This window comes from Ruegeria sp. HKCCSP351 (assembly GCF_017872535.1).
GTDB lineage: Bacteria > Pseudomonadota > Alphaproteobacteria > Rhodobacterales > Rhodobacteraceae > Ruegeria.
In genome coordinates this window covers 1-25084 of record NZ_JAEDOV010000011.1, presented here as the reverse complement: position 1 = coordinate 25084, position 25084 = coordinate 1, and the positions used below count along the sequence as shown (strand labels likewise).

Below are 25084 nucleotides of genomic sequence, written 5' to 3'. Positions count from 1 at the left end.
GAACACTCCGGACAAGGGGTCTCGTTCCTGTCCCAGCCAGCCAAATGTGCCCGTCAAGAATGCAACCAACGCCAACAGGTACAGGACCGCGAATACGATGGTGGTTATTCTACAAACCAAGTCTAGCCTCAGCAGATCAAGCCAGTGCTGCGAAGCCGTTATCGGCTACGCATCAGACTACTCACAATGCGCCTTCGTCGCCCAGGAACTCGATACCAGCTGTCGCGCCATCACTGTAAGCAATGCAATTCCACGGAGCACGATCCTCGCCAACGCCGACAGTGACTTGTGTTCCCGCCTCGCTAAACGCGGATGAGAGTACTACGACTTGCGAGTTGTTCGTCGCGCTGGCTACATCTCGCAAACACGCCTGCTGAGCCGGAGTGAGCTCGGCGGACGCGCTTGATGTACTCGTATCGTCGCAGGCCGCAAGCAGTGCGAAACAAGTTGTGCCTGCAATCATCACCATCTTGTTAGACATTTTCTTCTCCCTCTGGTTCCCTTGAAATTAACGAAATTGGATGCGCTTGTTTGAAGCTCTCGCGTTTGGGCGCCGACAGAACACACAACGTTCCTGTGACGACCTTTCCCAAAACTTGCCGCGGGGGGCTTGGTCGGCGGGACGATATTTCGTTGACTATCGGGGCCGACAATAACGTGTGAAGGCCGAATGACGTCACTAGCAAATGCTAGAGCAAACTCTGGAAAGAGGGCGAGTACACTAAGTCTGAGCATCGCGTCCTCCCTACGCTTGATCAATGTAAAAGGCCTTCCGACCACCAGCACTCACTCCAGCAGTCGGAAGGGCTCGGCACAGCGAGCAGTAGCGACCACAACGGAGGTAAAATAAAGTTGTGTCGAATTCGAATGTTTGAATCTTATTTTTGATAAATCAATATTTTTTTCGCGCGAAAAATTCATTACGCTCTTGTGCGATAGGCTTTTGCTTTCAAGCATAAAGGTAAGTGGGAACATCCATAAGGGAGAGTGTATTCTTTTGGGTCGGCGAGGCGTTCTGAGGTCGCACAGAAACTAAGAAAGGATTGAAAATGGGGTTTGTTGAAGCCGTTAAAACGTGTTTCTCGAAATACTTCCAGTTCTCCGGTCGGGCTTTACGCTCAGAATACTGGTGGTTCTTCTTGTTTGTGGTTCTCGTGAGTGCTGCTTTAGCTGTGCTGGATACCATCATATTTGGGATCAACCTCGAAACAGGGCAAGGATCTCGGGTTCTGTCCTTTGTTTTCCAACTTGCAGTTATCGTACCTATGCTGGCCGCCGGTTGGCGAAGGCTGCATGATACAGGGCGACCTGGCTGGTATTTGCTGCTGCCGATGGCGCTCAGCATTGCAACGCTTTTTGTTATGTTGGGTGGGGTGGCGTTCTTCTCGGTGTTGGAACAAGGGACCGAAAACCCCGATGCATTACGAGGACCCGCCGCAGTCCTGGGCGTGACCGGTATTGTTGTTGTCTCAATTCTGCAATTGGTTCTGTCCATCCTGATGATCTGGTGGCTGACGCGACCTTCCCAAGAAGGCGAAAACGAATATGGCGAACCTGTTTCCTGATCTGGTTGCCTAGGTAACGGGCCGGAATCTCTGCTGAATGACTGCGCGAAACGTAACACCATGGAGAGAAAAAATGAGGTTCAAAACGATTTCCATTGGAGCGTTGATGATCGCAATGGCGACCACAGCATCGGCGGAGTGGTCGTTCAACTCCGGGCCTAATCCCAATGCATTTATTCAGACCGGAAACATGACCCTTGAACTTCAGTGTGACCGTATCCGCTTTGCTCCGGCTGGATATGAGGACAGCCAGGACATTTTGCAGAAGCAAGGGCTTTCCATTCGTTTTTTGAAGAACGGCACCACCGAAGTTGGGGCATTTCAGGTTGGCGCAGAAAACGCGGCTTTTCAGATCGTCGACAATTATCCTGTCGAGGTCAGTTTCAATAGTCAGCAAGACTATAGTTTTGTACTGGACCAGCTTGCGGCCAATGCATCGGTTAATCTGTCGATGATTGATCAAGATGTCAGCTACGGAATCTTTGACTTGAAAGGTTCCGGCGCGGCAATTCGGTCCCTTCGTTCCGCGTGCGATTCAGATACTAGCCAGGGGGGGTCCTACGAAGCACCCGAGGGCATTGTCTATTGTGGTGGCGGAGCGATAAAACGCCAGATCGAATATGTAATTCTGGACAATCCAGAGGGCGAGTGGGACGCGCGAGTAACGGTCAACGGCGAGTCGATCAGAGCCATGACGGCCTACAGTTACTTCGGAAACTCTGTGCCGCCCGCCGGATTTGTCGTCGCCCTGCTTGGGGAGGACAGGTCTGAGTTTCTGATTTTTAGCGAAGGCTCGGCAAACTGGCTGGAATATGGGGACTACAGGTATGATCAGTGCAATTGATTCCTCCTTCCAACCAGCTTCCCAAATAGCGTGTAAGATAAAATGTTTCGTCGCCGGGATTGTGCTTGCTTCGGGCCTTGTTTGGACCTCACCAGCTGTCGCGGCTGATGTATCGCAACTTCCGTCCGGTTTGCAGGCGAGGGTTGATTTGGCGGCACGAGCCTGCGCGGAGTTCAACGACGGTCAGTTTGACATAGCCTGGGGCGCGGTTGAAAGGGTCGATCTCGACGGAGATCTACAACGAGACTGGGTTTTGAATGAGTCTGGTTTTGTGTGTTCGAGCGCCGCATCTCTTTACTGCGGAACTGGCGGATGCATGTCGCACTTCTTGATAGAAGAGGAGGTTCAATCCTTGCTCAACCAGGGCTGGACGGTTGTTGATTTTGGGCGTCAACGCGTTGTTGTTGCGGATATTCATGGATCCAATTGCGACGGAATGAACCCAACGCCTTGCGTCACCGCCAGTGTTTGGGATGCGGACGCTAAGACGTGGCGCTCGTCTGCTGGTGATTGGGAATAAGTTGCATATGAGAATTGCAGATAAGCCTTAGGATCTGGTTTGTTCGATGGATTCTCTGTGGCACGCAAACTTATGGGCAAATCGTGCAAAGTTATGCGCAAATACCGCGCAGAGTTATGGGCAATCTTCCAAGATTTTCTTCAATGAAATCAATGTTGGGAATGCAGCGTTATGAGCGCACCTACACGGTTGTTTGTTCGATGGGTTCTATGTGGCATGCAAACCTATGGGCAAACGCTGCGCGGGGTCATGGACGAAATTGCAAGATTATCTTTTGAGAAATCAATGCCGGAGATGCAGTGTTAGGAGCACACCTGCATGGTGTGAACCAACAATCAAACCGGGCAGTTAAATCGGGTCAACCAACGTGAGGTTTTTCATTCTTTCCGGCCTATACTCCTGTATCTGATCGCAATATGGACTGACTGTTCCAAAAAACTTCCCACCGGCACCTTGAATTTCTGGACTGATCATTCCAAATCTTACTCATGAGCAAAGATACCCTTTCAGATGGTGGCATCAAAACACCCGCAGGCCCAGGTCGGCCCCGTGCCTTTGACGAAGCTGAGGCATTGGAAAAAGCCTTGTGCGTATTCTGGCACAAGGGCTACGAGACCGCGTCGGTGGAGGATCTGACCAAGGCCATGGGTTTGAGTCGGTCCAGCTTCTATGGAGCGTTCGGCAACAAGCAGGCTCTGTTTCACAAAGCCCTCAGCCACTATTCAAGGCGTGGTTTGAAAGCGCTGCGTGACGTTGCTGACGCGGGCGGAGATGACCCTGTTGGTGCGATAATGGAAGCTTTGGCGAACCCTCAAGGCGGTCGTGATGGCTGCATGCTTATCAACTGCTTGACGGAACTTGCTCCTCATGATGATGAAGTGGCGGCTCTCGGGCGGCAGCATTTGGAGAGTATTGACGAGATTATTGCGAGAGCGCTAGAGCCTTCGGATCCGGGACAGGCCCTCGACAAGGCGCGCGCCTTTGCGTCCCTTGCAATCGGAACACTAGCCTTGCGCAAGGCGGGCGTTCCCGCTGAGCAGATATCGCAAACCCTGAAACAAGCCCGGTTGGTGATTTCGCCATAAGGCCTCCCGCCACCATAAGGAAATGAAACCTAAAACAAACTCAATCAACAGACAGTGACCCTAATATTGGACTAATTGGTCCAATAATATCTGAACGAAGTTTACCAAAGAAGGAAGCAGCAATGGCTGATGAAAAACTGTTCTCCGGCATCAAAGCTGGTGCAATCGAGCTGAAAAACCGCATTGTCATGGCGCCATTGACCCGCAACCGGGCAAGAGCCGAGGATGACAGTGTCCATGAATTGCAGGCTAAGTACTACGCCCAGCGGGCGGGTGCAGGTCTGATCATCACGGAGGCTTCGCAAATCTCGCCCCAAGGCAAGGGCTATGCCTGGACGCCCGGCATTTATTCCGAAGCGCAGATCGACGGCTGGAAAAAAGTGACTGAGGCCGTCCATGCCAATGACGGGAAGATTGTAATCCAGCTTTGGCATGTGGGTCGGATTTCGCATTACAGCTTGCAGCAAGATGGTGGCGCCCCTGTTGCACCTTCCGCAATTGGCGCTAAGGCCAAGACGTTTGATGGTGAACAGTTTGTTGAAACATCTGAACCGCGGGCTCTGGCCATCGAAGAAATTGCTGGCATTGTTGCGGACTACCGGAGAGCCGCGGAAAACGCCAAGAAAGCGGGTTTCGACGGTGTCGAGATCCATGCAGCCAACGGATACCTTATCGATCAGTTCCTGCGCGATGAGTCCAACAAGCGTGAAGACGAATACGGCGGTCCTATCGAGAACAGGGCACGGTTCCTGCAAGAGGTCACGGATGTGGTTGTCGACGTGTGGGGTGCCGACCGTGTGGGTGTTCGCCTCAGCCCATTCTCGGAAGCCAATAACATTTCCGACAGCGACCCGCAGGCGACATTCGCACATGCGATTAAATTGCTGAATACCTATGGGTTGGCCTATCTCCATCTCGTAGAAGGACAGACCGGCGGCCCGCGCGATATTCCGGAAGGTTGCGATCTGAAGGCGCTCTATGAATTGTTTGACGGTGCGAAAATGGGCAACAACTCTTACGATCGGGAAATGGCAATCGAAGCGGTTGAATCCGGAGCCGTCGATCTGGTGGCCTTTGGTCGGCCGTTCATTTCCAACCCGGATCTTGTCAGCCGGCTAGAGAAAGACACCGCGTTGAATGAGCTGGATCCAACTACCCTCTACGGTGGCAATGAAAAAGGGTACACCGATTATCCGTCGCTGGCAGAGGAAACGGTTGCAGCCGAGTAACACATCGCTTTTTAAGTCGTGGTGACAGGCAATACCATATTGAGTGAGCGCGCTGGTTTGGACGCGCTCACTTCGCGTATTCGGCAATGTCCTTTCTTCGAGCGGGACCCAACACGAGTCTGATAATGGGCTGTTTTCCCTCTGATTGGGATTGACTTTTTCCAATCCGAATACCCTCTTGAATGAGGGGTTCAAATTTTTTTAAGAGATATTTGGTGACTACCACTAATTGATCACGTCTCTCGAATTACGTAAGTTTTTGGGAAATCGTGCAGGCTTATGCGCAAATGGCGCGTGAAATTGTGAGCAAAAATCTTCAGTTTTTTGAGTAAAACAAATGGTGGGGATGCGGCGTTTTGAGCACTCCTACATGGTATAAAGATCAATGCTCCGCGAGCTGAGGGCTGCGGTCGATTTGCGCTGTTTGCTGATTGAGCGATGTGCAACTTGGAAGGCACTGACCACGCATTTGTCCACAAGCTCTGACCCATCAATCGACGTAACGAAACTGTGGTAATGCCGACTCGGTTGCTTCTAACCTTTGCCGCGCGAGGTAGCGGCAGAAATGGTTGCGGCGGATGTTCAGCAAAGTACTAAAAATGACCGGCGGTGCGGTGGTTCTGGGCGGGGTGGCTCTGATTGGCTACCTTTGGTTCGCGCCCCCGGATCTTTTGAAGGTGGGAACCAATTACTCTGCCAAGATCGTGTGTTCGAACGTTTTCATTGCCGGACGGGCTCCGGGCGAAGTTCTGGCCGTGGACGTGCAGGCACCTGGTCATCCGTTGCTGGGGCAAATCTCAATTAAGGTGGATCGTGACGCGCAGACTGTGACGGCGCGGATCTTTCAGTTCTTTGCGCCTGCGACATCGCAGTTTCGTCAGGGGCTGGGCTGCACAAATGTTCATGAGGCTGATCTGAGCAATCAGACACTTTCCGCGCCTGATCCGCTGCCAGACGGTCTATGGCCAAACGGGAATGACGTTGCCTTGTCCCAAGACTCGAAGCTTCAGAATGTCATGTTGAATGACAGTTTGGTGGGTGAAGGATTTCGCGCAGTTGTGGTGGTTCGAAAAGGGCGCATCATTGCTGAACGATATGCCGATGGGTTTGATGCGGATACCCCGTTACTGGGCTGGTCCATGACCAAGACAGTTACGGCCGGGTTGATCGGCACCTTGATTGAAGCGGGTCAAATGAGCTTGTCAGATACGCTTGTCGACAGCTTTCCCGATTGGGCCGGCGACGCAAGGCGGGGTATTACCGTGGCTGACATGTTGGCGATGACAAGCGGGCTGCAATGGGATGAAGAATACGGGGACGTTTCAGACGTAACACGCATGCTGTATCTTCGTGACGATATGGCCGAATTTGCTGCCGGGCGCGTTGCTGAATCCAGTATTGGAATGAACTTCAACTATTCCTCGGGCACGTCCACGACGCTGTCTCGGGTTTGGCAAAACAAGTTGGGCGACGGTGGGCTGAGCTATCCACAAAACGCGCTATTTGCACCGATTGGCATGACATCGGCGGTTGTCGAGACGGATGTCAGCGATACTTTCATCGGATCCAGTTATATGTATGCGACGGCGCGTGACTGGGCCCGGTACGGGCAGCTATTACTGCAAAAAGGGGTTTGGAAGGGCTCTCGGATATTACCAGAAGGTTATGTGGACTGGATGTTCGAACCGGTTGATGCTTCGGATGGCAAATACGCCAAGGGTCACCTTTGGCTGGAAGCACCCGGAGGTTTTCCACCTTTTGAAGATGCGGTTTGGTTGCAGGGGCATGATGGGCAGTCCATCGGTATTTTCCCCTCTCATAATATGGTGATCGTGCGATTGGGATTGACGCCATCCCGGCTGGGTTATTCATCCTTGCCGCTGGCCAAGGAACTGATTTCCGCAGCAGGAAGCTAGCGTGCCAGGGTGCTGATACCTGTTGGCAGCAACAGACAGATCACGCCTGACAGACAGGTATTTCGACGGATACATCCTCGATCAGGACACAGGGTCGCAGGAGAGTGTCTTGCAAGTTGCGAACATTTAGTATACCGCGGCATACAAAATAAAGGTGCTGGTTTGTTACCCGCCAGCGCACCAGCTAAATGGTCGGAACCGTCATGAGCCTATATACAGAATACCTGAACGAGATCGAGACGCGCAAAGAGCAAGGTTTACACCCCAAACCCATTGAAGACGGTGCGCTGATTCAGGAAATCATCGAACAAATCAAGGATGTGGACAACGTTCACCGCGCCGAGTCTTTGACCTATTTCATCTATAACACGCTGCCGGGTACAACCAGCGCAGCTGGTGAAAAGGCACGGTTCCTGAAAGAGATCATATTGGGTGAAGCCTCGGTCGAAGAAATCTCGCAGGTCTTCGCGTTCGAGCTGCTGTCACATATGAAAGGTGGCCCCTCGGTCGAGGTTCTGCTGGATCTGGCGCTGGGCGATGATGTGTCGATTGCAAGTCAGGCGGCAGAGGTGCTGAAAACACAGGTGTTCCTGTATGATGCGGATACCCAGCGCCTCAAATCTGCTTTTGAGGCCGGAAACGCAGTCGCAAAGGACATTCTGGAGAGCTATGCCAAGGCCGAGTTCTTTACCCGGCTGCCTGACATCGAAGAGGAAATCAAGGTTGTGACCTATGTCGCGGCCGAAGGAGACATTTCCACCGACCTTCTGTCGCCCGGCAATCAGGCGCATTCTCGTGCGGATCGGGAATTGCATGGCAAATGCATGATCACACCGGCGGCGCAGGCCGAGATTCAGGATTTGCAGAAACAACACCCGGACAAACGCGTCATGCTGGTCGCCGAAAAAGGAACCATGGGCGTCGGGTCGTCGCGCATGTCCGGTGTCAACAACGTTGCCTTGTGGACCGGAACGCAAGCCAGCCCTTATGTTCCTTTTGTGAACATCGCACCAGTTGTCGCGGGAACAAACGGAATCTCACCGATCTTCCTGACCACCGTTGGTGTGACCGGAGGTATCGGCATTGACCTGAAGAACTGGGTCAAAAAGCTGGATGACGACGGCAACCCGATTCTGAACAACGACGAAAGCCCTGTCCTTGAACAGAAATACTCGGTCGAGACCGGAACCGTTCTGACCATCAACACAAAGGACAAGAAGCTTTACAATGAAGCAGGCGATAAAGAGCTTGTCGATGTATCGTCGTCCTTCACGCCGCAAAAGGTCGAATTCATCAAGGCTGGCGGCTCTTACGCGATTGTCTTTGGGAAGAAGCTGCAGACATTTGCGGCAGAAACCCTTGGCGTTGCGCTGGAATCTGCATTTGCTCCGTCCAAGGAAATCTCGCACGAGGGTCAGGGCCTGACAGCTGTCGAGAAGATCTTCAACAAAAACGCGGTTGGCGTGGCTGACGGAAAGGTTCTGCACGCGGGTTCGGATGCTCGGGTTAAGGTCAATATCGTTGGGTCGCAAGACACCACCGGCCTGATGACTGCGCAGGAGCTGGAAGCTATGGCGGCAACAGTGATCTCGCCCATAGTTGATGGCGCATATCAGTCCGGGTGCCACACAGCGTCAGTTTGGGACGCAAAGGCGCAGGCGAACATTCCTAAACTGATGAAATTCATGAACAACTTTGGCCTGATCACTGCGCGTGATCCCAAGGGTGTTTACCATTCGATGACAGACGTAATCCACAAGGTGCTGAACGACATCACCGTGGACGACTGGGCCATCATCATTGGCGGCGACTCGCACACCCGCATGTCCAAGGGCGTAGCGTTTGGCGCGGATTCGGGCACCGTTGCGCTGGCGCTGGCCACCGGTGAAGCCACGATGCCGATCCCTGAATCGGTTAAGGTGACCTTCAAAGGCCAGATGGCAGACCATATGGATTTCCGCGATGTGGTTCACGCCACCCAGTCGCAGATGTTGAAGACATTCGGTGACAATGTCTTCCAGGGCCGGATCATCGAAGTTCATATCGGCACCTTGCTGGCGGATCAGGCGTTCACCTTTACCGACTGGACGGCCGAGATGAAGGCCAAGGCGTCGATCTGTATTTCCGAAGATGACACGCTGATTGAATCTCTGGAAATCGCCAAAGGCCGCATCCAGATCATGATCGACAAGGGTATGGAAAACGAAGCCCAGACGCTGCAAGGTCTGATCGACAAGGCGAATGCGCGGATCGCGGAAATCAGGTCGGGTGATAAGCCGGCCCTGAAACCCGATGAAAACGCCAAGTATTTTGCCGAGCTCGTCGTTGATCTGGATGAGATCGACGAACCGATGATTGCCGATCCTGACGTGAACAATGCTGACGTATCAAAGCGTTACACCCACGACACGATCCGCCCGGTTTCCTACTACAAGGGTGAAAAGAAGGTCGATCTGGGCTTTGTCGGGTCGTGCATGGTGCACAAGGGCGATCTGATTATCGTCTCGCAGATGCTTAAGAACCTTGAAGAGGAACGGGGCACCGTCGAATTCAAGGCCCCGCTGGTTGTCGCAGCACCAACCTACAACATCATCGATGAACTGAAGGAAGAAGGCGAGTGGAGCATTCTTCAGAAATACTCGGGCTTTGAATTCGATGATCTTTTTCCGAAAAACAAAGCACGTACAGAATATGAAAATATCCTGTATCTTGAGCGGCCCGGCTGTAACCTTTGCATGGGGAACCAGGAAAAGGCTGCAAAAGGCGATACCGTTCTGGCGACATCCACGCGCCTGTTCCAGGGGCGTGTTGTCGAAGACTCGGATGAGAAAAAGGGTGAGTCCCTGCTGGCGTCGACGCCGGTTGTCGTGCTTTCGGCCATTTTGGGCCGGACCCCAACTGCCGAGGAATACAAGTCGGCGGTCAAGGGGATCGACTTGACCAAGTTCGCACCGCCGATGGAAAAGCCTGCGTCCGCGAAATCTGCTCATTTCTGAAGACGCGTTTTGAATCTTGAAAGCCCGGCCGCCAGGAAATGGTGGCCGGGCTTTTCCAATTGAACGACACTCTCTGCCCTTCAACACCACGTCATAGCAAGGATGGGTTATGCACCTGACACATCCGCTCAGGTTCCGTTTCGGCGGACACTGTCAAAGAATGGGTAAAGGGCCGCGGGTCTTGGTCTGGCGAAGCACAAAGTTGCTGCGGGTGTCGCGGACCAGCCCTGATTTCAACAAGCGCTGCATGATGAAGACCTCAAGATCCTCGGGGGTTTTGGCATAAACTTTCAGGATAAAGTCGTGATCCCCGGTGATCGAGGCGCACTCAACGATTTGCGGCTCGGTCTCGACCAGACGAAGAAACGCCGAGATGCTGTTTTCCTGATGGTCTTTCAGTGCGACGTGGACATAGGCAATGGCATTCAGACCGACAGCCTTGGCTGAAACCTGCGCGCGATACCCTGAAACCACCCCGGACGATTCAAGGTCACGGACGCGGCGCCAGCATTGCGACGCAGATAATCCGGTCCGGTCGGCAAGCTCCTGCATAGACAGACGTCCACTGGCCTGAAGCTCTCGCAAAATATCGATGTCGGCTGAGTGAAGCATTTGGGCCGCAAATCGTAGTATCTCGGAATGTTTCATTCATAGTACGGACGAAAATCAGAATATCAAAACAAATTCTCCGTGTGAGTTGAGGTATCCTGATCTCATGCAGGAGGATGCTGATGCCCAAATCTACGAAATATGTCGCCAAACTAGCGGATGAACATGGCCACATTACCTACACAGACGAAGAGAATGCGGTCTGGGCTGATCTTTACGCGGCACAGGAAGAAAACGTACGGCGCTATATGGCGCCGGAATACCTAAGCGGTTTGGCGCGGCTGGATTTGCCGAAGACCAAAGTGCCTTCTTGTGCAGAAATTTCGAAACGGCTGCTGGACCTGACCGGCTGGCGGGTGCAGCCGGTTCCGGCGCTTATCGGGTTCAAGACATTTTTCGGGATGCTGGCGGATCGGGTTTTTCCGGCCGCTTCTTTCATCCGCTCCCGGGAAGATTTCGACTATATCGAAGAGCCGGATATCTTTCATGAGATTTTCGGACACACCCCGTTGTTAAGCGACCCGCGTTTTGCCGCGTTCAGCCACGCCATCGGGCTAGCCGGAAAGCAGGCAGATGACGCGGATTATGCTTGGCTGATCAGGCTCTACTGGTTTTCGATCGAGTTTGGTCTGCGCCGCCAGAACGGTCAAATCAAGGCGCTGGGATCAGGGTTGGCCTCGTCACCGACTGAACTGGTCTACGCTGTGACCAGCGACATACCAGATCGTGACCCGTTTGATGTTCTGACGATTCTACGAACACCCTACCGGATCGACATGCATCAGATGGGGTATTTTGTTCTGGATGACCCTGAAGAATTGTTTGAGGCCGCCGAACGGGACCTGCTGGCAGATGTTCGTCGTGCGCGCCGCCTCGGGCTGTTGCCGAACAAGTTCCCCGAAAAGATCAGAGCCGCCGAGTAGCGGGGGCCGCGTCTTTTCAAGCGTCAAGGTTTTTGTACATATAAGTTGTGGGTTCGAATTTTGGTTCAAATGGGTTCCGACAGTAATTCGGTATTTCCCCCGCGATCTGAAACCCAAGGCTTTGATAAAGCAGCCGCGAGGGATCGGTGCTGCGCGTATCAAGTACAAGCACCGTGCGCCCCACCTCTTGCGCGCGAAGAACAAGCGCATTCATTAGGGATCGGCCTAACCCCCGCAGTCTGGCGTTAGGGTGGACCAGAAGTTTCGCCACATCGGCGCGGTGGGGTTGGTTGGGCATTGCCGCCGGGATCAGTTGAACGGTGCCTGTAATGCGGGGACCGTCATACGAAACGAATAAGTCCAGCTTACCTGACCTTAGACCGGGCTGTACGTTTTGGTGCCAGTACGCACGCGCATCATTCAGGGTAAACGGAAGTATGAAACCTACGCTGGCCCCATCATGAACACAGGCATGCAGGATTTCAGCCAGGTCATCCAGTGCCGCGTCAAAATCGTTATCGGTCAGGCGCGTGATCATATAAGCACCAGCAGGTAACGTGCGCCACGCGACGCCCCTGTTTCAAACCGGGTCGGTCCCGACAGATGGTAGCGCAGGCAATCCCCGGCGTTCAGCGCGTGCGCCGTTCCATCAACCGTCAGAGTAAGCGCGCCGTCCATTAAGATCAGATGATGCTCTTGCCCCGATTTAGGAGGCACTTCGTAGGTGATGACCGTGTCCCGGGGCAGGTGGCATTCCAGAACCTCGGCGTTCAATCCATTTGCAGGTGGTGAAACAGCACGGCGGGTGAAGCCGGTTTCAGGGTCGCGCCACTCGGTCTGGCGTTCGAATGGAACCTTGGGGTCAAAGCTGTCCTCAACCATCATCAGCAGCCGCGAGATTGGCAGATCGTATGCAGCACACAGACGGCCTAGATTGTCGGCTGTTGGGCTGACATCCCCTTTTTCCATGCGGGACAAGGTGGCGCGGCTGATCCTGCTGTGTTCGGCAAGGTAATCCAAAGACCAACCACGCCCGCGGCGCAGTTCGCTTAGGCGATTGGCAAGGCGGGTTGACAGGGTGTCGGGCATTATAAGCAGTTGAAAAAATATCTCATATACGAGAAAATATGCTAAAAAATATAGCTTATCAAACAAAAAAGGATGCGAACAAGCCGCATCCTTTTAAGAAACCAGCGAAAGAAGGCTTACTTCCAGCCAACTTCGTTAAAGATCTTCTGCGCTTCGGGGATGTTCTTTGCAACGTCTGATAGGTTCACGTCGTCGGCCTTGAATTCACCCAGCGCCTGGACCGACTCGGCCAGTTCGACATTTGGAACTGCCGGGAACTCGTCATTGCCCGCCGAGAAGTATTTCTGCGCCTGATCGCTGGCCAGATACTCAAGAAATAGGATCGCGTTTTCCTTGTTGGGTGCGTGCGCGGCGACCCCACCACCGGATAGATTCATATGCGCGCCATAACTGTCCTGGTTCGGGAAGACCCAGCCGATCATGTCGCGCTCTGCGGACAAGCCTTTGACGTCTGTGCGAATGGAACGCGCGAAATAGTAGGTGTTTGAAACCGCGATGTCACACTCGCCCGAAACGATGCCGCGCAACTGGTCGGTGTCACCGCCCTGCGGGTCACGCGCCATGTTGGCGACAACGCCCTCGGCCCAGGACTTGGCGGCCTCAGTGCCTTCGTGTGTGATGATCGACGCCAACAGGGTCTGGTTGTAGGTGTTGGTCGAAGACCGGATACAAACCATTCCCTTGTATTCCGGTTTGGCCAGATCAGCGTAGGTGGCCGGCGGGTTGGTCACGTTTTCCTTGTCGAAAAAGATGATCCGACCGCGTTGCGAGAAACCAAACCACTGATTGTCACTATCCTGCAGGTTGGTGGGAATGCGCTCTTCCAGTGTAGCGCTGTCGATTGATTGGAGGACACCTGCATTCTTGGCCCGCGCCAGACGCGACGTGTCCACGGTCAGCATCACGTCGGCAGGTGAGTTCGCGCCTTCCGCTTCCATCCGGGCAATCAGTTCATCCGCTTTGCCTTCGATCCTGTTGATCTTGATGCCGGTTGCGTCTTCAAAGTCGGTATACAGCCGTTCGTCGGTGTCATAGTGGCGCGACGAATAGAGGTTCAGTTCGCCCTCGGCGGCGGCAGAGGTTGCGATCAAAGCCGACAGCGCGGCGGCTAGGCAGGTCGTGGATTTCAGCATTGTGTGCCTCAACAATTAAATTTCGGGCCGGTCATTAATCCGACTGATTTTCTCAATTATACGATTCTGAGCGGGATGCAAGTAAATCCGACTGATTTACTTGGGCAAAAAGTCGCTGGTGGCGTTCAACATGCGATGCTCTGAAGGCATGCGAGGGGGAAAGGTCGGTGGTAACGTGGCCGAGGGGGCTTGGTCCAAACGCTTCAAGCGGATAATTTGACAGGACAGATTGTCTTGGAAATCAAAAAAGCTGGCTTGTGCACTTAAAGGAAGAACCTGAGATATGCCCGAAACACTGGCTGAAAAATTAGAGAAATCTAACCTTGGCCATTGGATGTCGCGCTTTGAAGGCTTCATGGTTTTTATTGGTGTGGTCGGTCCCTTTGCCACACTGCCGCAGCTCGTGAAGCTGTACTTGACGCATTCGCACCATGCCTCGGGACAATCCTTGTTATCGTGGTCGCTATATACCGCCTTATCCCTGCTTTGGTTTGCTTACGGCTTGGTTGTTGGAAAGCTTCCAATCTATGTCGGCAACGGGATTTCGATGGTTCTGAACTTTCTTATGGTCATCGGCATTCTGATCCATGCAGGGATTACATTTTAGGCGCGGGTGAAACAAAAAAAACCGCACCCGGAGGCGCGGTTTCATTAAGCAGTAATGTGCAGTTCTTAGCCCTGACGCGCTTTGAACTTGCGCTGCGTCTTGTTGATCACGTAGACGCGGCCTTTGCGACGCACAATCCGGCAGTCGCGGTGCCGGTTCTTGAGCGAGCGGAGCGAGTTCTTGACCTTCATGGTCTGTCTCCAATCTGCGGCGCCTTCATCAAGGACGTGGCCAGCGCCTGGGTTACTCGGGTGTCCCGGAAAACCGGAACAGTGAAATCATGGTGGGCGGTACAAGGATCGAACTTGTGACCCCTTCGATGTCAACGAAGTGCTCTACCGCTGAGCTAACCGCCCACGTTCCCTTTGCGTGCCTTGCCCCATAACGAAATGGGGCGCGGATCCCCGCGCCGGTAGCGGGGTCTATAAAAGGAGTCGCAAATGGGTTCAAGGGGTTTGGAAGAACAATTTTTCCGGTCTATGTTGATTGCGAACACGGAGGGATCATGCAAAGCGCAGCCTATGTATTGGATATGCCCGAAAACCGCACCTCGTGCGTGGTTTTTTCATCGCCACACAGCGGGCGGGAGTATCCTGAGGTATTTCTGAACCGGTCCGTATTGAACCGGAGCGTGATTCGATCCTCAGAAGATGCATTTGTTGATCAGTTGTTCGCGCCCGCCGCGGAAAACGGTGCCCCTTTGATCAAGGCGGCCATGCCACGCGCCTATCTGGATTTGAACCGCAGTCTGGATGAGCTTGACCCGGCCTTGATCAGCGGTGCCCGCAGGCACGGGCATAATCCAAGGGTCGCGTCAGGGCTGGGGGTGATTCCCCGCGTGGTTGCCAACGGTCGGGCAATCTATCGCGGCAAACTCACCATGGACGAAGCGCGGCTGCGCATCGACACCTATTGGCGCCCGTATCATGCGCGGTTGAAATCCCTGCTGGCCGAATCACACGAGATGTTCGGTCAGGCAATTCTGGTGGACTGCCACTCGATGCCACATGAGGCGGTGGCCATGGCGGGCACTGCGCGCGGAAGGCGACCCGAGATCGTGCTGGGCGACCGGTTTGGCGCGTCCGCATCCTCTGAGGTTGTGGATATCATTGAAGCGGCTTTTGCAGCAGCGGGTCTCAACGTGGCGCGCAATGCGCCTTTTGCCGGAGCATATGTGACGCAAACCTATGGTCGTCCTGGCCGCCAGCAGCACGCTGTTCAGATCGAGATCGATCGCGCTTTGTACATGGACGAGGAAAAAGTCGCGCCCAATGCCAATTTCATGGCGTTCTCGAAGCTGCTCAGGCAGGTGGTTCGGGAGATTTCCAACCTGGGTGCGAGCCCAGAGCGTCTGGCGGCGGAGTAGCTTTAGCGCAGCGCACGGCCCTTCATGATTGCTTCGGCACCGAACCTCTGGCGAATCTTGTCGGTGGCCCGTTCGGCCTTTGATCTGCGGGCGGCATCCGGATCCAATAGGTCGCCAAAAATATCCGCCTGATCCGCCGGACAAAGATCGGACAAACCACAGCCCAACAACCGATATGGCCCCTGATCGCCAACCTGATCGAACAGGCCCCGGGCCGTGCGGTAAATCCGGTCGGCAATCTGTGTCGCATCCCGCAAGGATACGCGCCGCGTCAGGATCTTGTGATTGGCTTTCTTCAGTTTCAACGTGACAACCCGACCAGCCAGATCCTTTGCCTTGGCGCGATCCGACACTTTCAAGGCCATCCGCCACAAATGGCCGTCCAGAATATCAAGGCTCGACGTATCTTCGAAAAATGTCGTCTCGTTGCTGATGGATTTCATCGGCTCATGCGCGGATACGCGTCGCTTGTCCTGACCTCGGGCCAAGTGCCACAGGCGATATCCCATTGAGCCGAATCGTGCGGTTAGTGCCTCCTGATCCCAACGCAGCAAATCACTGAAAGCTCTGATCCCGGCCTGGTCCAGCGCTTCCTGCGCAGCCGGGCCAATGCCCCAGATCAACCGTACGGGTTTGTCGTTCAGAAACTCTGCCGTTTCCGCCTTGCCGATCACTGAAAACCCGCGCGGTTTGTCGAGGTCCGATGCGACCTTGGCCAGAAATTTGTTGTGACTTAACCCGATAGATCCGGTGACACCGATTTCTTCCTTCATGCGCTTGACCAGACGCGCCAGCATGACGGCAGGTGGCGCGCCGTGCAGACGTTCGGTTCCCGACAGGTCCATGAAGGCTTCGTCCAGCGACAGGGGTTCGACCACGGGTGTCAATTCATCCATCATCGCGCGGATGTCGCGCGACACCTGGGCGTAGACGGACATGCGGGGCTTGATCACGACGGCTTCGGGGCAGAGTTGCAAGGCCTTGAACATGGGCATAGCCGACCGGACGCCGCGAATACGGGCAACGTAGCAGGCAGTTGAAACAACGCCGCGCTTGCCGCCGCCAATGATAACCGGTTTGTCCGCCAGTTCCGGGTTGTCACGTTTCTCCACCGAAGCATAGAAGGCGTCACAATCCATATGGGCAATCGACAGGTCAAACAGTTCTGGGTGTGTCTTTATCCGCGGACTGCCGCAGGCAGTACAGCGTTGTTCGTTTGACAATGTGGTCAGGCAATCTCGGCAAAGACCGGGCATCTGCGTCCTCATGCGTTCCGCAGTTGGCTTGGACGTTCTTTATATCACCTGTGATCCTGGATCAAAGGCCCTGCTGACATGGGGCGATTTGGAAAGAAGACCCCCCGCACATCGCGGGGGGAAGTAACGAACCTCAGGAAGAAGCGGTTCGTTGGGGAGTATTTCCCCTTCAGAATCTCTGAAAATCCTTAGTTTCGATAGGATGAAGGTCGTGCGGAGAAAACTCGGGTTTTGAATGTGTGTTTTCTGGCACAGAGACGATTTGGCGCGGTTTTGTCAAAAAGTGACCTAAGGTCAACTTGTTGCGCGGAAAATTCAACGCAAAACGCACCTGAATAAACCAAGCGGTTTTAGCTTACCTTCAGAGAATTTAGTTCGGAAAGAACAGCCTCAGCAGCGGCTTTTGGGTCTTTTGCCTGATAAATCGGGCGGCCGACAACGATGTGATCTGCGCCTTCCTGAATGGCGCTTGCCGGGGTGGCTACACGTTTCTGGTCGCCAAGCGCTGCGCCAGCAGGGCGCACACCAGGGGTTACGATCAGACGACCTTCAGCCTGAGGCAGGACGCGGATCAGGGCGGCTTCCTGCGGGCTGGCGATAACGCCATCAGCACCGGCTTCAAAGGCTTTGGCCGCGCGCTCAACGACCAAGTCCTGCACATCACCGGATTTCAGAAGGCTTGCGTCCAGATCGTCGCGGTTCAGCGAGGTCAGGATGGTCACGGCGAGGATCTTCAGGTCTTTACCCGCAGCACCTTCTTTGGCAGCGCGCACCACATGAGGGTCACCATGCACGGTCAGAAAATCCAGATCGAATTGCGCCAATCCCCGCACGGCATTTTCAACTGTGTTGCCAATGTCGAATAACTTCATATCCAGGAAGATGCGCTTGCCGTGATCCTGTTTCAGTTCGTTGGCCAATGCCAGCCCGCCACCGGTCAGCATACCCAGCCCGATCTTATAGAAAGAAACACTGTCCCCCAAACGTTCTGCCATGGCCAACCCTTGCAGAGCGTTGGGAACATCAAGGGCTACGATCAGGCGGTCATCAGACATGGGGGGCGCTCCTTTTTGGCAAACGTCTGCGTCCTAGCGGCTTCGGGCCGCTCTGTCCATCTGCTAAGCCGCGCAGGCAGCTTCAAATCGTGTTATCGTGCTCTGTATTGAAAACTCGAATTCAAAATAAGGGGCGACAAATGAAAAAGCTGGTTTTGTTGGGCGCGTTGATTGCACTGGCCGCATGTAATGAAACGCCGCCCGAGGAGACGGATACAGGGGCTGCACCTGTGCCGACCAATGACGATTTGCGTTTGGTTGGTGGTTACAGGTCCGAGGATGATTGGTGTCAACTTACTGGTGAAACGGCGTTTACCGGCAATTTCCTGGACCATACGGCAGATCTGGTTTCTTGCCCGACGGGAAGTGCGGCAGCCCAATCTTTGGTGAATGATCTGGGTGCCGTTCAGGTCGCCGAGACCGGTGGTTATTCAGTCTATACCATCCAGCGCGAATAGGTCGATTTCTGTGTTTTAGCCTCTTGAACCACTGAAGATATTTCCCAGATTGAATGTGAGGCTTCGACCGACATGTGCTGCCAGGCGGGCATGTCAAAACGGGGCGCTTGGAAAAGGAGAATATCATGGACTTGAACAAGTTCACCGAGCGGGCACGGGGATTCGTGCAGGCAGCGCAAACCATTGCGCTGCGCGAGGGGCACCAGAGGCTGGAGCCCACTCATATACTCAAAGCATTGATGGATGACGATCAGGGGTTGGCCAGCAACCTGATCACACGCGCGGGTGGGGCCCCGAACCGCGTGGTTGAAGCGCTGGACACCGCGATAGGGAAAATCCCCAAGGTCAGCGGCGACGCGAGCCAGATCTACATGGACGGCCAGACCGCCAAAGTACTGGACGAGGCTGCAAAGTTGGCATCAAAGGCGGGCGACAGTTTCGTGCCGGTCGAACGCGTGTTGATGGCGCTGTGCATGGTGAAGTCCAAGGCCAAGGATGCATTGGACGCCGGAGCCGTATCAGCGCAAAAACTGAACGAGGCGATCAACGACATTCGCAAGGGTCGCACCGCTGACAGCGCGTCGGCGGAAGAAGGTTATGACGCGCTCAAGAAATACGCACGTGACCTGACCGAGGCAGCGGCCGAAGGCAAAATTGATCCGATCATCGGTCGGGACGAGGAAATCCGCCGCTCGATGCAGGTTCTGTCGCGTCGCACCAAGAACAACCCGGTTCTGATTGGTGAGCCCGGCGTCGGTAAGACCGCGATTGCCGAAGGTATGGCCCTGCGTATCATCAACGGCGATGTGCCTGAATCGCTGAAGGACAAGAAGCTGCTGGCGCTCGACATGGGTGCGCTGATTGCTGGTGCGAAATACCGTGGCGAGTTCGAAGAACGCCTCAAGGCCGTTCTGACCGAAGTGACTGAAGCTGCGGGTGAAATCATCCTGTTCATAGACGAGATGCACACGTTGGTCGGTGCCGGGAAGTCTGATGGTGCAATGGATGCGGCCAACCTGATCAAGCCTGCGCTTGCCCGGGGCGAGTTGCATTGTATTGGTGCGACCACGCTGGACGAGTACCGCAAATACGTGGAAAAAGACGCGGCCCTTGCGCGCCGGTTCCAGCCTGTAATGGTACAGGAGCCGACGGTCGAAGATACGATCAGCATCCTGCGCGGCATCAAGGAAAAGTACGAACTGCACCACGGTGTGCGTATCTCGGATTCAGCGCTTGTTTCAGCGGCGACCCTGTCGCACCGCTATATCACTGACCGCTTTCTGCCCGACAAAGCCATCGACCTTGTCGACGAGGCGGCATCGCGTCTGCGGATGGAGGTCGACAGCAAGCCCGAGGAACTCGATCAACTCGACCGGAACATTCTGCAGATGCAGATCGAGGAAGAGGCGCTGAAGCTTGAGGATGACGCGGCTTCGAAGGACCGTCTGGAAACTTTGCAGAAGGACCTGGCCGACCTGCAGGAGCAATCCGCCGAGATGACCGCTCAGTGGCAGGCCGAACGCGATAAACTGGCGGGTGCCCGTGACCTGAAGGAACAGCTCGACAAAGCGCGGGCTGATCTGGAGATCGCCAAGCGTGAAGGCAATCTGGCGAAGGCAGGTGAGCTGTCTTACGGCGTCATCCCCGAACTTGAGAAAAAGTTGACCGAGGCCGAAAACGCCGAAAGCAACGCCATGATGGCTGAGGAAACGGTGCGCCCGGAACAGATCGCTTCGGTGGTCGAGCGTTGGACCGGTATCCCGACCTCGAAAATGCTGGAAGGCGAGCGCGAGAAATTGCTGCGGATGGAAGACGCTCTGCATTCCCGTGTGATCGGTCAGGATGCAGCGGTGACTGCCGTCGCCAACGCCGTGCGCCGTGCGCGTGCGGGTCTGAATGACGAAGGCCGTCCGCTGGGATCGTTCCTGTTCCTCGGACCAACCGGCGTGGGTAAGACCGAGCTGACCAAGGCCGTGGCGAATTTCCTGTTCGACGACGATAACGCGATGGTGCGTATCGACATGTCCGAGTTCATGGAGAAACACGCGGTTGCCCGTCTGATCGGGGCTCCTCCGGGCTATGTCGGTTATGACGAAGGCGGTGTGCTGACCGAAGCCGTGCGGCGCAGGCCCTATCAGGTCGTGCTGTTTGACGAGGTCGAAAAGGCGCACCCGGATGTGTTCAACGTGCTGTTGCAGGTTCTGGATGATGGGGTTCTGACCGATGGTCAGGGCCGCACCGTGGACTTCAAGCAGACGCTGATCATCCTGACGTCGAACCTTGGGTCTCAGGCGCTCAGCCAGTTGCCCGATGGCGCGGACAGCGCGCAGGCACGCCGTGACGTGATGGATGCGGTGCGGGCACATTTCCGGCCCGAGTTCCTGAATCGTCTGGACGAAACGATCATCTTTGACCGCCTCAAGCGGGCCGATATGGATGGCATCGTCGATATCCAGATGGCGCGTCTGCAAAAGCGCCTGGCGGCCCGCAAGATCGAACTGGCCCTGGACGATGGTGCCAAGGAATGGCTGGCCAATGAAGGATATGACCCTGTTTTCGGAGCCCGCCCGCTGAAACGCGTAATTCAACGCGCCCTGCAGAACCCGCTGGCCGAAGCGCTGCTGGCCGGTGAGATCAAGGATGGTGAGGTCGTTCCGGTCACTGCCGGAACTGACGGCCTGATCATCGGTGACCGGTTGGGGACGTCGGAACGGCCCCGCCCGAATGATGCAGTGGTTCACTAAGTCGATGAAACGTAAAAAACCCGCCTTCACGGCGGGTTTTTTTTACGTTGGCGACCTATAACCTTTGTTTAGGTAGTCGTTCAGAACCTTCATCCAGACCTTAGCCTTCTCTATCTCAAACTGGGCGGTAAAGCGCAGCTTCACAATGCAGTCGTTGACCACGCCAACGGCCAGAAACTCGGATAACCCGTCCGACGTTTCCATTTCGGCCCGAAGCGGCAGAACCTGGGAACTGTCGCGCATCTGATAAGCGTTGATTTCCCCCAACTCGGCACCGCGCTGTTCAGCTACGGCGGCAATGTCCCGGGCGGCCTGTCTGAAACTTTCAACGGCCATATCGTTCGTGACTTTCCTTTCCTGATGGTCGTAGAAGAAAACGGTGATCTTGGAGGAAGGGTCTGCAAATGTGACGGAATAACCAAGGCCTGGATGTTCTGTCTCATAATCTTTTGATCCCACCTGGTTCAGGTCACTCAGTAACTCGGGTGCGCGTTCATGTAAGTTTTTGCAGGATTGTACGTCTGCCAGAGCTGACGACGCCAGCAGTGCCATCGACAACACGAGTATTCTGAATGTCATGAAAATCTGTAGCCTTTCAAGAAATCGGTGGGGCCTGTAGTTTACCCGGATTGTTCGGCGAATCTTTAAGTACCGGGCGTGGGTGATCGCACTGCAACCACCCACAATGTTCTTACATCAGCGCAATTATCCGCGCCGGACCTCCGGTGCCGCCCGCGTGTTTCGGTGCGCCAATAACAAGAGTCGCGCCCGATGCGGGTACCTGATCCAGATTGGCCAGGCATTCGATTCCAAACCGGCCAGAAGGCAACCAGGCATAATGGGTGGCGAAATCCGCAGACATGCCGTGATCCAGTGACAAGGTGTCAACTGCAATAGACCGCGCGCCGGTTTCCTCCATCAGCATCTGCGCAGCTTCAACGTGAAAGCCCGGGTAATGCTGCGCTTCACCGTCGAAATTGCGGAACGCGTCCGTAGCGGTTTTGCCGGCCCATCCCGAGTGCATGGCGACGCAGGCCCCGTCGGGGATGTCACCGTTGGCGGCTATCCAGGCTCTCAAATCATCCGGGGTGACACGCGTATCGGCGTCTTCTGCTGCGCGGGCTGCAATATCGACCACGCAAAGTGGTGCAACCAGATCTGAGACCGGGATTTCATCGACCGATGCACCATCCGCGGAAAAGTGCAGCGGGGCATCTATATGCGTGCCCGTATGCTCGTTGATCGACAAATTGAACAGATTGAATCCGTGCTCCGCGAAATTGAATGCCTGTTCGGCCGAAATACCCGGCTCTCCGCCCCAGGTCGGGAAATCCGGGCTGAGCGTGTGGGTCATGTCTTGGACACCGCCATGCCCCGCGGCCAGTGTGGCCGGTGCCATAGCCCCGGTTGCGGCAGCTGCAACACCCGATGCCGCCGCGGCTTTGAAGAACCCACGCCGGGATAGCATCCTGTCTTTTACGGCGTTCATTACACAGATATCACACATTTTTCGTCCTCCCATTGCGGCCACGAGGCTGCAAAAACAGGCCCGCAACACTGTTGATCGCGTATGGTGCCTGCCTGACAGAGTGCAGTCTTGTACCCGCCGTTGTAAAGGCTGCAGGCAGACAACCCAGCTGTTGTTCTCCGTTCAGAGCCAACTCTGAGCGATATGTACTTGTCCGGAGCAACGTCCGAGCATTGCGAGTTGGCTCAGGTCGTGACGACCGCCGAAAGCGGGCAGAGCGCGGCACAATCCGCCTGTCTGGGCCTGTCGCCAATTGGAACGTTACAATCTCGTCGCTCAAACGTGACGCCTGTTTCCATGGGTCTGTGCTATCAGCACCCTAAGTCTGTAATGACAAACGAATATGACGGAGACCCAGATGGCGCATCGCTGGACCAATACAATGACACATGCCGACGTCACCCCACGGGCGGCGTTCCTGAACCGGCGGCAGGTCATGGCCGGGATGGCGGGTGTTGGTTTGGCGGCAATGGCCCGACCAGCGGCGGCGCAGGATGCGCTGGAGCCGAACACGTGGGAAGAGATCACGAGTTACAACAACTACTATGAGTTCGGGACCGGAAAAGACGATCCGGCGAAATATGCGCATACGCTGGTGACCGAACCCTGGAGCGTCCAGATTGACGGTCTGGTCGATCGTCCCGGTGAGTATGATTTCAAGGACATCCTGTCCGAGATGACGCTCGAAGAACGCATCTATCGGTTCCGTTGCGTTGAAGCCTGGTCGATGGTCATTCCATGGAACGGATTCGAACTGGCCGATCTTCTGAACATGGCGGGGATAAAAGACGGCGCGAAATACGTGGCGTTCGAAACGGCCTACCGCCCGGATGAGATGCCGGGAACGCGCTATCCCATTCTGGAATGGCCCTATCGCGAGGGTTTGCGCCTGGATGAGGCGATGCATCCGCTGACGATTATGGCCACTGGTATCTATGACAAGCCGATTCCAAATCAGAACGGCGCGCCGTTGCGTCTGGTGGTGCCGTGGAAATACGGGTTCAAATCGATCAAATCGATTGTCCGGATCACGCTTACTGAAGAAGAGCCGCCCACCAGTTGGAACATGGCTAACTCGCGCGAATATGGGTTTTATAGCAATGTAAACCCGAACGTGGATCATCCGCGCTGGTCGCAAGCCTCCGAACGTGAAATAGGCGGCGGCCTGTTCGCGTCGCGCAAACCGACGCTGATGTTCAACGGCTATGAAGAAGAGGTCGCCAGCCTTTATGAAGGTATGGATTTGACCAGGAATTACTAGAATCATGCAGGCCATCAATCAGACACTCCGGCGTATTCCGGTATGGGCTGTTTATCTGATGGGCGCGCTGCCCGCGCCCTGGCTGTTCTATCTTGGCCTGACTGGCGGTTTGGGGATCGAACCGATTGAGGCGCTGGAGCACCGCTATGGCGAACTGGCGTTACAATTGCTGATTGCCGGCTTGGCCATCACATCTTTGCGCCGATTTGTGGGCTTGAACCTGATGAAGTTCCGTCGGGCCATTGGGGTGCTGACTTTTGTATATGTCAGCCTGCATCTCCTTGTCTGGCTGGTTCTGGACGTTCAGCTTCCCAGCCAGATTTGGGCGGATATCCTCAAGCGTCCTTATATTACAGTTGGCATGGGGGCGTTTCTTTTACTGTTACCTTTGACGGCAACATCCAACAACTGGTCGGTGCGGCGATTGGGGCCGCGGTGGCGCAGGCTGCATTGGTTGGTATACCCGGCTGCTTTGCTGGGAGGCCTGCATTATGTGATGCTGGCAAAAGGGTTTCAGATCGAGCCGCTGATCTATTTGGCAGCTATCGTCATCCTTCTTGCCCTTAGGTTGCCGATTCCAGGGCTGTCACTCCAGTCCAACACAGCAGATTCTGCCTGACTCGGAAGCGAGTCTGTGAGTAACATTGTGAACAAGGCGATAAAGTGCGGAACCCTGTCTGTGTTTCTGGCGATTTTGGCGCGCCTCCGCTTGATTGAAAGTCATTAAAAAATTGAAAATAAATAACTAATTTTGAAATCTGCTTTTTCTTTGGTTTTTGTGCATTTTCTGCTTGCGGGTTTTGAGAGTAATACTTAGAACGCCCTTCACCGGCGCAGCATAGGTTGGCCTGACGGACTGGAAAGACGGTTGAGACGCTCAGGAGAGACTGGGGCATCTTG

Annotated in this window: 24 protein-coding genes and 1 tRNA gene; 14 read left to right on the top strand and 11 right to left on the bottom strand. The window is 54.8% G+C overall.

What is annotated here, in order from left to right; genetic code table 11:
- Nucleotides 1–181: 181 nt before the first annotated feature.
- A complete protein-coding gene (locus I9182_RS18255) occupies nucleotides 182–481 on the bottom strand; it encodes a hypothetical protein (protein WP_170568100.1) in 300 nt (99 codons plus the stop codon).
- A gap of 568 nt (nucleotides 482–1049) precedes the next feature.
- On the opposite strand from I9182_RS18255, the gene I9182_RS18250 reads away from it, so the two are divergent.
- From I9182_RS18250 to I9182_RS18220, 7 genes are all read left to right on the top strand, one after another.
- Nucleotides 1050–1565, top strand: a complete 516-nt coding sequence (locus I9182_RS18250) for a DUF805 domain-containing protein (RefSeq protein WP_209507167.1) — start codon at nucleotides 1050–1052, stop codon at nucleotides 1563–1565.
- A 73-nt stretch (nucleotides 1566–1638) separates the two neighbouring features.
- Nucleotides 1639–2409: a hypothetical protein gene (locus I9182_RS18245; protein ID WP_209599192.1), complete on the top strand. Its 771-nt coding sequence runs from the start codon at nucleotides 1639–1641 to the stop codon at nucleotides 2407–2409.
- Nucleotides 2393–2929, top strand: coding sequence for a hypothetical protein (locus I9182_RS18240; protein WP_209599191.1), 537 nt, complete (start codon nucleotides 2393–2395; stop codon nucleotides 2927–2929). The genes I9182_RS18245 and I9182_RS18240 overlap by 17 nt, the downstream gene beginning before the upstream one ends.
- A 488-nt stretch (nucleotides 2930–3417) precedes the next feature.
- Nucleotides 3418–4014 carry a TetR/AcrR family transcriptional regulator gene (locus I9182_RS18235; protein WP_209599190.1) on the top strand — a complete coding sequence of 199 codons (597 nt, stop codon included), beginning with the start codon at nucleotides 3418–3420 and terminating at the stop codon, nucleotides 4012–4014.
- Nucleotides 4015–4136: 122 nt separating this feature from the next.
- Nucleotides 4137–5243 (top strand): alkene reductase, encoded by a 1107-nt coding sequence (locus I9182_RS18230; RefSeq protein ID WP_209599189.1) that lies wholly within the window; start codon nucleotides 4137–4139, stop codon nucleotides 5241–5243.
- Nucleotides 5244–5821: 578 nt separating this feature from the next.
- Nucleotides 5822–7159, top strand: coding sequence for a serine hydrolase (locus I9182_RS18225; protein WP_209599188.1), 1338 nt, complete (start codon nucleotides 5822–5824; stop codon nucleotides 7157–7159).
- Nucleotides 7160–7362: 203 nt separating this feature from the next.
- Nucleotides 7363–10155, top strand: a complete 2793-nt coding sequence (locus tag I9182_RS18220; RefSeq protein ID WP_209599187.1) for a bifunctional aconitate hydratase 2/2-methylisocitrate dehydratase — start codon at nucleotides 7363–7365, stop codon at nucleotides 10153–10155.
- A 153-nt stretch (nucleotides 10156–10308) separates the two neighbouring features.
- On the opposite strand, the gene I9182_RS18215 is transcribed toward I9182_RS18220, so the two are convergent.
- The gene (locus I9182_RS18215; protein ID WP_209507270.1) at nucleotides 10309–10767 is read right to left on the bottom strand and encodes an Lrp/AsnC family transcriptional regulator; all 459 of its coding nucleotides are present in this window, start codon (nucleotides 10765–10767) and stop codon (nucleotides 10309–10311) included.
- Between the two features lie 119 nt (nucleotides 10768–10886).
- Between I9182_RS18215 and I9182_RS18210 the strand changes: the two genes are divergently transcribed.
- A complete protein-coding gene (locus tag I9182_RS18210; protein ID WP_209507160.1) occupies nucleotides 10887–11687 on the top strand; it encodes a phenylalanine 4-monooxygenase in 801 nt (266 codons plus the stop codon).
- A 16-nt stretch (nucleotides 11688–11703) separates the two neighbouring features.
- Here the strand turns inward: I9182_RS18210 and I9182_RS18205 are convergent, their stop codons facing one another.
- From I9182_RS18205 to I9182_RS18195, 3 genes are all read right to left on the bottom strand, one after another.
- Nucleotides 11704–12225: a GNAT family N-acetyltransferase gene (locus I9182_RS18205; RefSeq protein WP_209599186.1), complete on the bottom strand. Its 522-nt coding sequence runs from the start codon at nucleotides 12223–12225 to the stop codon at nucleotides 11704–11706.
- Nucleotides 12222–12776: a helix-turn-helix transcriptional regulator gene (locus I9182_RS18200; RefSeq protein ID WP_209599185.1), complete on the bottom strand. Its 555-nt coding sequence runs from the start codon at nucleotides 12774–12776 to the stop codon at nucleotides 12222–12224. The genes I9182_RS18205 and I9182_RS18200 overlap by 4 nt, the downstream gene beginning before the upstream one ends.
- 116 nt (nucleotides 12777–12892) lie before the next feature.
- Nucleotides 12893–13909 carry a Fe(3+) ABC transporter substrate-binding protein gene (locus I9182_RS18195; RefSeq protein WP_209507157.1) on the bottom strand — a complete coding sequence of 339 codons (1017 nt, stop codon included), beginning with the start codon at nucleotides 13907–13909 and terminating at the stop codon, nucleotides 12893–12895.
- Between the two features lie 283 nt (nucleotides 13910–14192).
- On the opposite strand from I9182_RS18195, the gene I9182_RS18190 reads away from it, so the two are divergent.
- The gene (locus I9182_RS18190) at nucleotides 14193–14516 is read left to right on the top strand and encodes a SemiSWEET transporter (RefSeq protein ID WP_209507156.1); all 324 of its coding nucleotides are present in this window, start codon (nucleotides 14193–14195) and stop codon (nucleotides 14514–14516) included.
- A 65-nt stretch (nucleotides 14517–14581) separates the two neighbouring features.
- Here the strand turns inward: I9182_RS18190 and ykgO are convergent, their stop codons facing one another.
- On the bottom strand, nucleotides 14582–14707 hold the full coding sequence (ykgO, locus tag I9182_RS18185; protein ID WP_008755722.1) for a type B 50S ribosomal protein L36: 126 nt from the start codon (nucleotides 14705–14707) through the stop codon (nucleotides 14582–14584).
- A 90-nt stretch (nucleotides 14708–14797) separates the two neighbouring features.
- Nucleotides 14798–14872: transfer RNA gene (locus I9182_RS18180), tRNA-Val, on the bottom strand.
- A gap of 149 nt (nucleotides 14873–15021) precedes the next feature.
- Between I9182_RS18180 and I9182_RS18175 the strand changes: the two genes are divergently transcribed.
- Nucleotides 15022–15882, top strand: coding sequence for an N-formylglutamate amidohydrolase (locus I9182_RS18175; protein WP_209599184.1), 861 nt, complete (start codon nucleotides 15022–15024; stop codon nucleotides 15880–15882).
- A gap of 2 nt (nucleotides 15883–15884) precedes the next feature.
- On the opposite strand, the gene I9182_RS18170 is transcribed toward I9182_RS18175, so the two are convergent.
- Both I9182_RS18170 and pyrF read right to left on the bottom strand, forming a co-directional pair.
- The gene (locus I9182_RS18170; RefSeq protein ID WP_209599183.1) at nucleotides 15885–17138 is read right to left on the bottom strand and encodes a DNA polymerase IV; all 1254 of its coding nucleotides are present in this window, start codon (nucleotides 17136–17138) and stop codon (nucleotides 15885–15887) included.
- 350 nt (nucleotides 17139–17488) lie between these two features.
- Nucleotides 17489–18193 (bottom strand): orotidine-5'-phosphate decarboxylase, encoded by a 705-nt coding sequence (gene pyrF / locus I9182_RS18165; protein ID WP_209599182.1) that lies wholly within the window; start codon nucleotides 18191–18193, stop codon nucleotides 17489–17491.
- A gap of 140 nt (nucleotides 18194–18333) precedes the next feature.
- Between pyrF and I9182_RS18160 the strand changes: the two genes are divergently transcribed.
- Together I9182_RS18160 and clpB are read left to right on the top strand one after the other, a co-directional pair.
- Nucleotides 18334–18651, top strand: a complete 318-nt coding sequence (locus I9182_RS18160; RefSeq protein ID WP_209599181.1) for a hypothetical protein — start codon at nucleotides 18334–18336, stop codon at nucleotides 18649–18651.
- Between the two features lie 125 nt (nucleotides 18652–18776).
- Nucleotides 18777–21395 (top strand): ATP-dependent chaperone ClpB, encoded by a 2619-nt coding sequence (clpB, locus tag I9182_RS18155; RefSeq protein WP_209599180.1) that lies wholly within the window; start codon nucleotides 18777–18779, stop codon nucleotides 21393–21395.
- Between the two features lie 42 nt (nucleotides 21396–21437).
- Here the strand turns inward: clpB and I9182_RS18150 are convergent, their stop codons facing one another.
- A complete protein-coding gene (locus I9182_RS18150) occupies nucleotides 21438–21974 on the bottom strand; it encodes a hypothetical protein (RefSeq protein ID WP_209599179.1) in 537 nt (178 codons plus the stop codon).
- Nucleotides 21975–22086: 112 nt separating this feature from the next.
- Nucleotides 22087–22902 (bottom strand): cyclase family protein, encoded by an 816-nt coding sequence (locus tag I9182_RS18145; RefSeq protein WP_209599178.1) that lies wholly within the window; start codon nucleotides 22900–22902, stop codon nucleotides 22087–22089.
- A gap of 379 nt (nucleotides 22903–23281) precedes the next feature.
- On the opposite strand from I9182_RS18145, the gene msrP reads away from it, so the two are divergent.
- The gene (gene msrP / locus I9182_RS18140; RefSeq protein ID WP_209599247.1) at nucleotides 23282–24184 is read left to right on the top strand and encodes a protein-methionine-sulfoxide reductase catalytic subunit MsrP; all 903 of its coding nucleotides are present in this window, start codon (nucleotides 23282–23284) and stop codon (nucleotides 24182–24184) included.
- 4 nt (nucleotides 24185–24188) lie between these two features.
- Complete coding sequence (msrQ, locus tag I9182_RS18135; protein ID WP_209599177.1) at nucleotides 24189–24803, top strand: protein-methionine-sulfoxide reductase heme-binding subunit MsrQ; 615 nt, start codon at nucleotides 24189–24191, stop codon at nucleotides 24801–24803.
- The last annotated feature ends 281 nt before the right edge of the window (nucleotides 24804–25084 follow it).

What these genes read in the sequence shown, in the direction of transcription:
- I9182_RS18225 (WP_209599188.1), top strand. Translation starts at nt 5,822, where the DNA reads ATGTTCAGCAAAGTACTAAAAATGACCGGCGGTGCGGTGGTTCTGGGC.
- I9182_RS18230 (WP_209599189.1), top strand. Translation starts at nt 4,137, where the DNA reads ATGGCTGATGAAAAACTGTTCTCCGGCATCAAAGCTGGTGCAATCGAG.
- I9182_RS18150 (WP_209599179.1), bottom strand. Translation starts at nt 21,974, where the DNA reads ATGACATTCAGAATACTCGTGTTGTCGATGGCACTGCTGGCGTCGTCA.
- I9182_RS18255 (WP_170568100.1), bottom strand. Translation starts at nt 481, where the DNA reads ATGTCTAACAAGATGGTGATGATTGCAGGCACAACTTGTTTCGCACTG.
- I9182_RS18175 (WP_209599184.1), top strand. Translation starts at nt 15,022, where the DNA reads ATGCAAAGCGCAGCCTATGTATTGGATATGCCCGAAAACCGCACCTCG.
- I9182_RS18170 (WP_209599183.1), bottom strand. Translation starts at nt 17,138, where the DNA reads ATGCCCGGTCTTTGCCGAGATTGCCTGACCACATTGTCAAACGAACAA.
- I9182_RS18210 (WP_209507160.1), top strand. Translation starts at nt 10,887, where the DNA reads ATGCCCAAATCTACGAAATATGTCGCCAAACTAGCGGATGAACATGGC.
- clpB (WP_209599180.1), top strand. Translation starts at nt 18,777, where the DNA reads ATGGACTTGAACAAGTTCACCGAGCGGGCACGGGGATTCGTGCAGGCA.
- ykgO (WP_008755722.1), bottom strand. Translation starts at nt 14,707, where the DNA reads ATGAAGGTCAAGAACTCGCTCCGCTCGCTCAAGAACCGGCACCGCGAC.
- msrP (WP_209599247.1), top strand. Translation starts at nt 23,282, where the DNA reads ATGGCGCATCGCTGGACCAATACAATGACACATGCCGACGTCACCCCA.
- I9182_RS18250 (WP_209507167.1), top strand. Translation starts at nt 1,050, where the DNA reads ATGGGGTTTGTTGAAGCCGTTAAAACGTGTTTCTCGAAATACTTCCAG.
- msrQ (WP_209599177.1), top strand. Translation starts at nt 24,189, where the DNA reads ATGCAGGCCATCAATCAGACACTCCGGCGTATTCCGGTATGGGCTGTT.
- I9182_RS18215 (WP_209507270.1), bottom strand. Translation starts at nt 10,767, where the DNA reads ATGCTTCACTCAGCCGACATCGATATTTTGCGAGAGCTTCAGGCCAGT.
- I9182_RS18240 (WP_209599191.1), top strand. Translation starts at nt 2,393, where the DNA reads ATGATCAGTGCAATTGATTCCTCCTTCCAACCAGCTTCCCAAATAGCG.
- I9182_RS18205 (WP_209599186.1), bottom strand. Translation starts at nt 12,225, where the DNA reads ATGATCACGCGCCTGACCGATAACGATTTTGACGCGGCACTGGATGAC.
- I9182_RS18245 (WP_209599192.1), top strand. Translation starts at nt 1,639, where the DNA reads ATGAGGTTCAAAACGATTTCCATTGGAGCGTTGATGATCGCAATGGCG.
- I9182_RS18190 (WP_209507156.1), top strand. Translation starts at nt 14,193, where the DNA reads ATGCCCGAAACACTGGCTGAAAAATTAGAGAAATCTAACCTTGGCCAT.
- I9182_RS18235 (WP_209599190.1), top strand. Translation starts at nt 3,418, where the DNA reads ATGAGCAAAGATACCCTTTCAGATGGTGGCATCAAAACACCCGCAGGC.
- I9182_RS18220 (WP_209599187.1), top strand. Translation starts at nt 7,363, where the DNA reads ATGAGCCTATATACAGAATACCTGAACGAGATCGAGACGCGCAAAGAG.
- pyrF (WP_209599182.1), bottom strand. Translation starts at nt 18,193, where the DNA reads ATGTCTGATGACCGCCTGATCGTAGCCCTTGATGTTCCCAACGCTCTG.
- I9182_RS18200 (WP_209599185.1), bottom strand. Translation starts at nt 12,776, where the DNA reads ATGCCCGACACCCTGTCAACCCGCCTTGCCAATCGCCTAAGCGAACTG.
- I9182_RS18160 (WP_209599181.1), top strand. Translation starts at nt 18,334, where the DNA reads ATGAAAAAGCTGGTTTTGTTGGGCGCGTTGATTGCACTGGCCGCATGT.
- I9182_RS18145 (WP_209599178.1), bottom strand. Translation starts at nt 22,902, where the DNA reads ATGTGTGATATCTGTGTAATGAACGCCGTAAAAGACAGGATGCTATCC.
- I9182_RS18195 (WP_209507157.1), bottom strand. Translation starts at nt 13,909, where the DNA reads ATGCTGAAATCCACGACCTGCCTAGCCGCCGCGCTGTCGGCTTTGATC.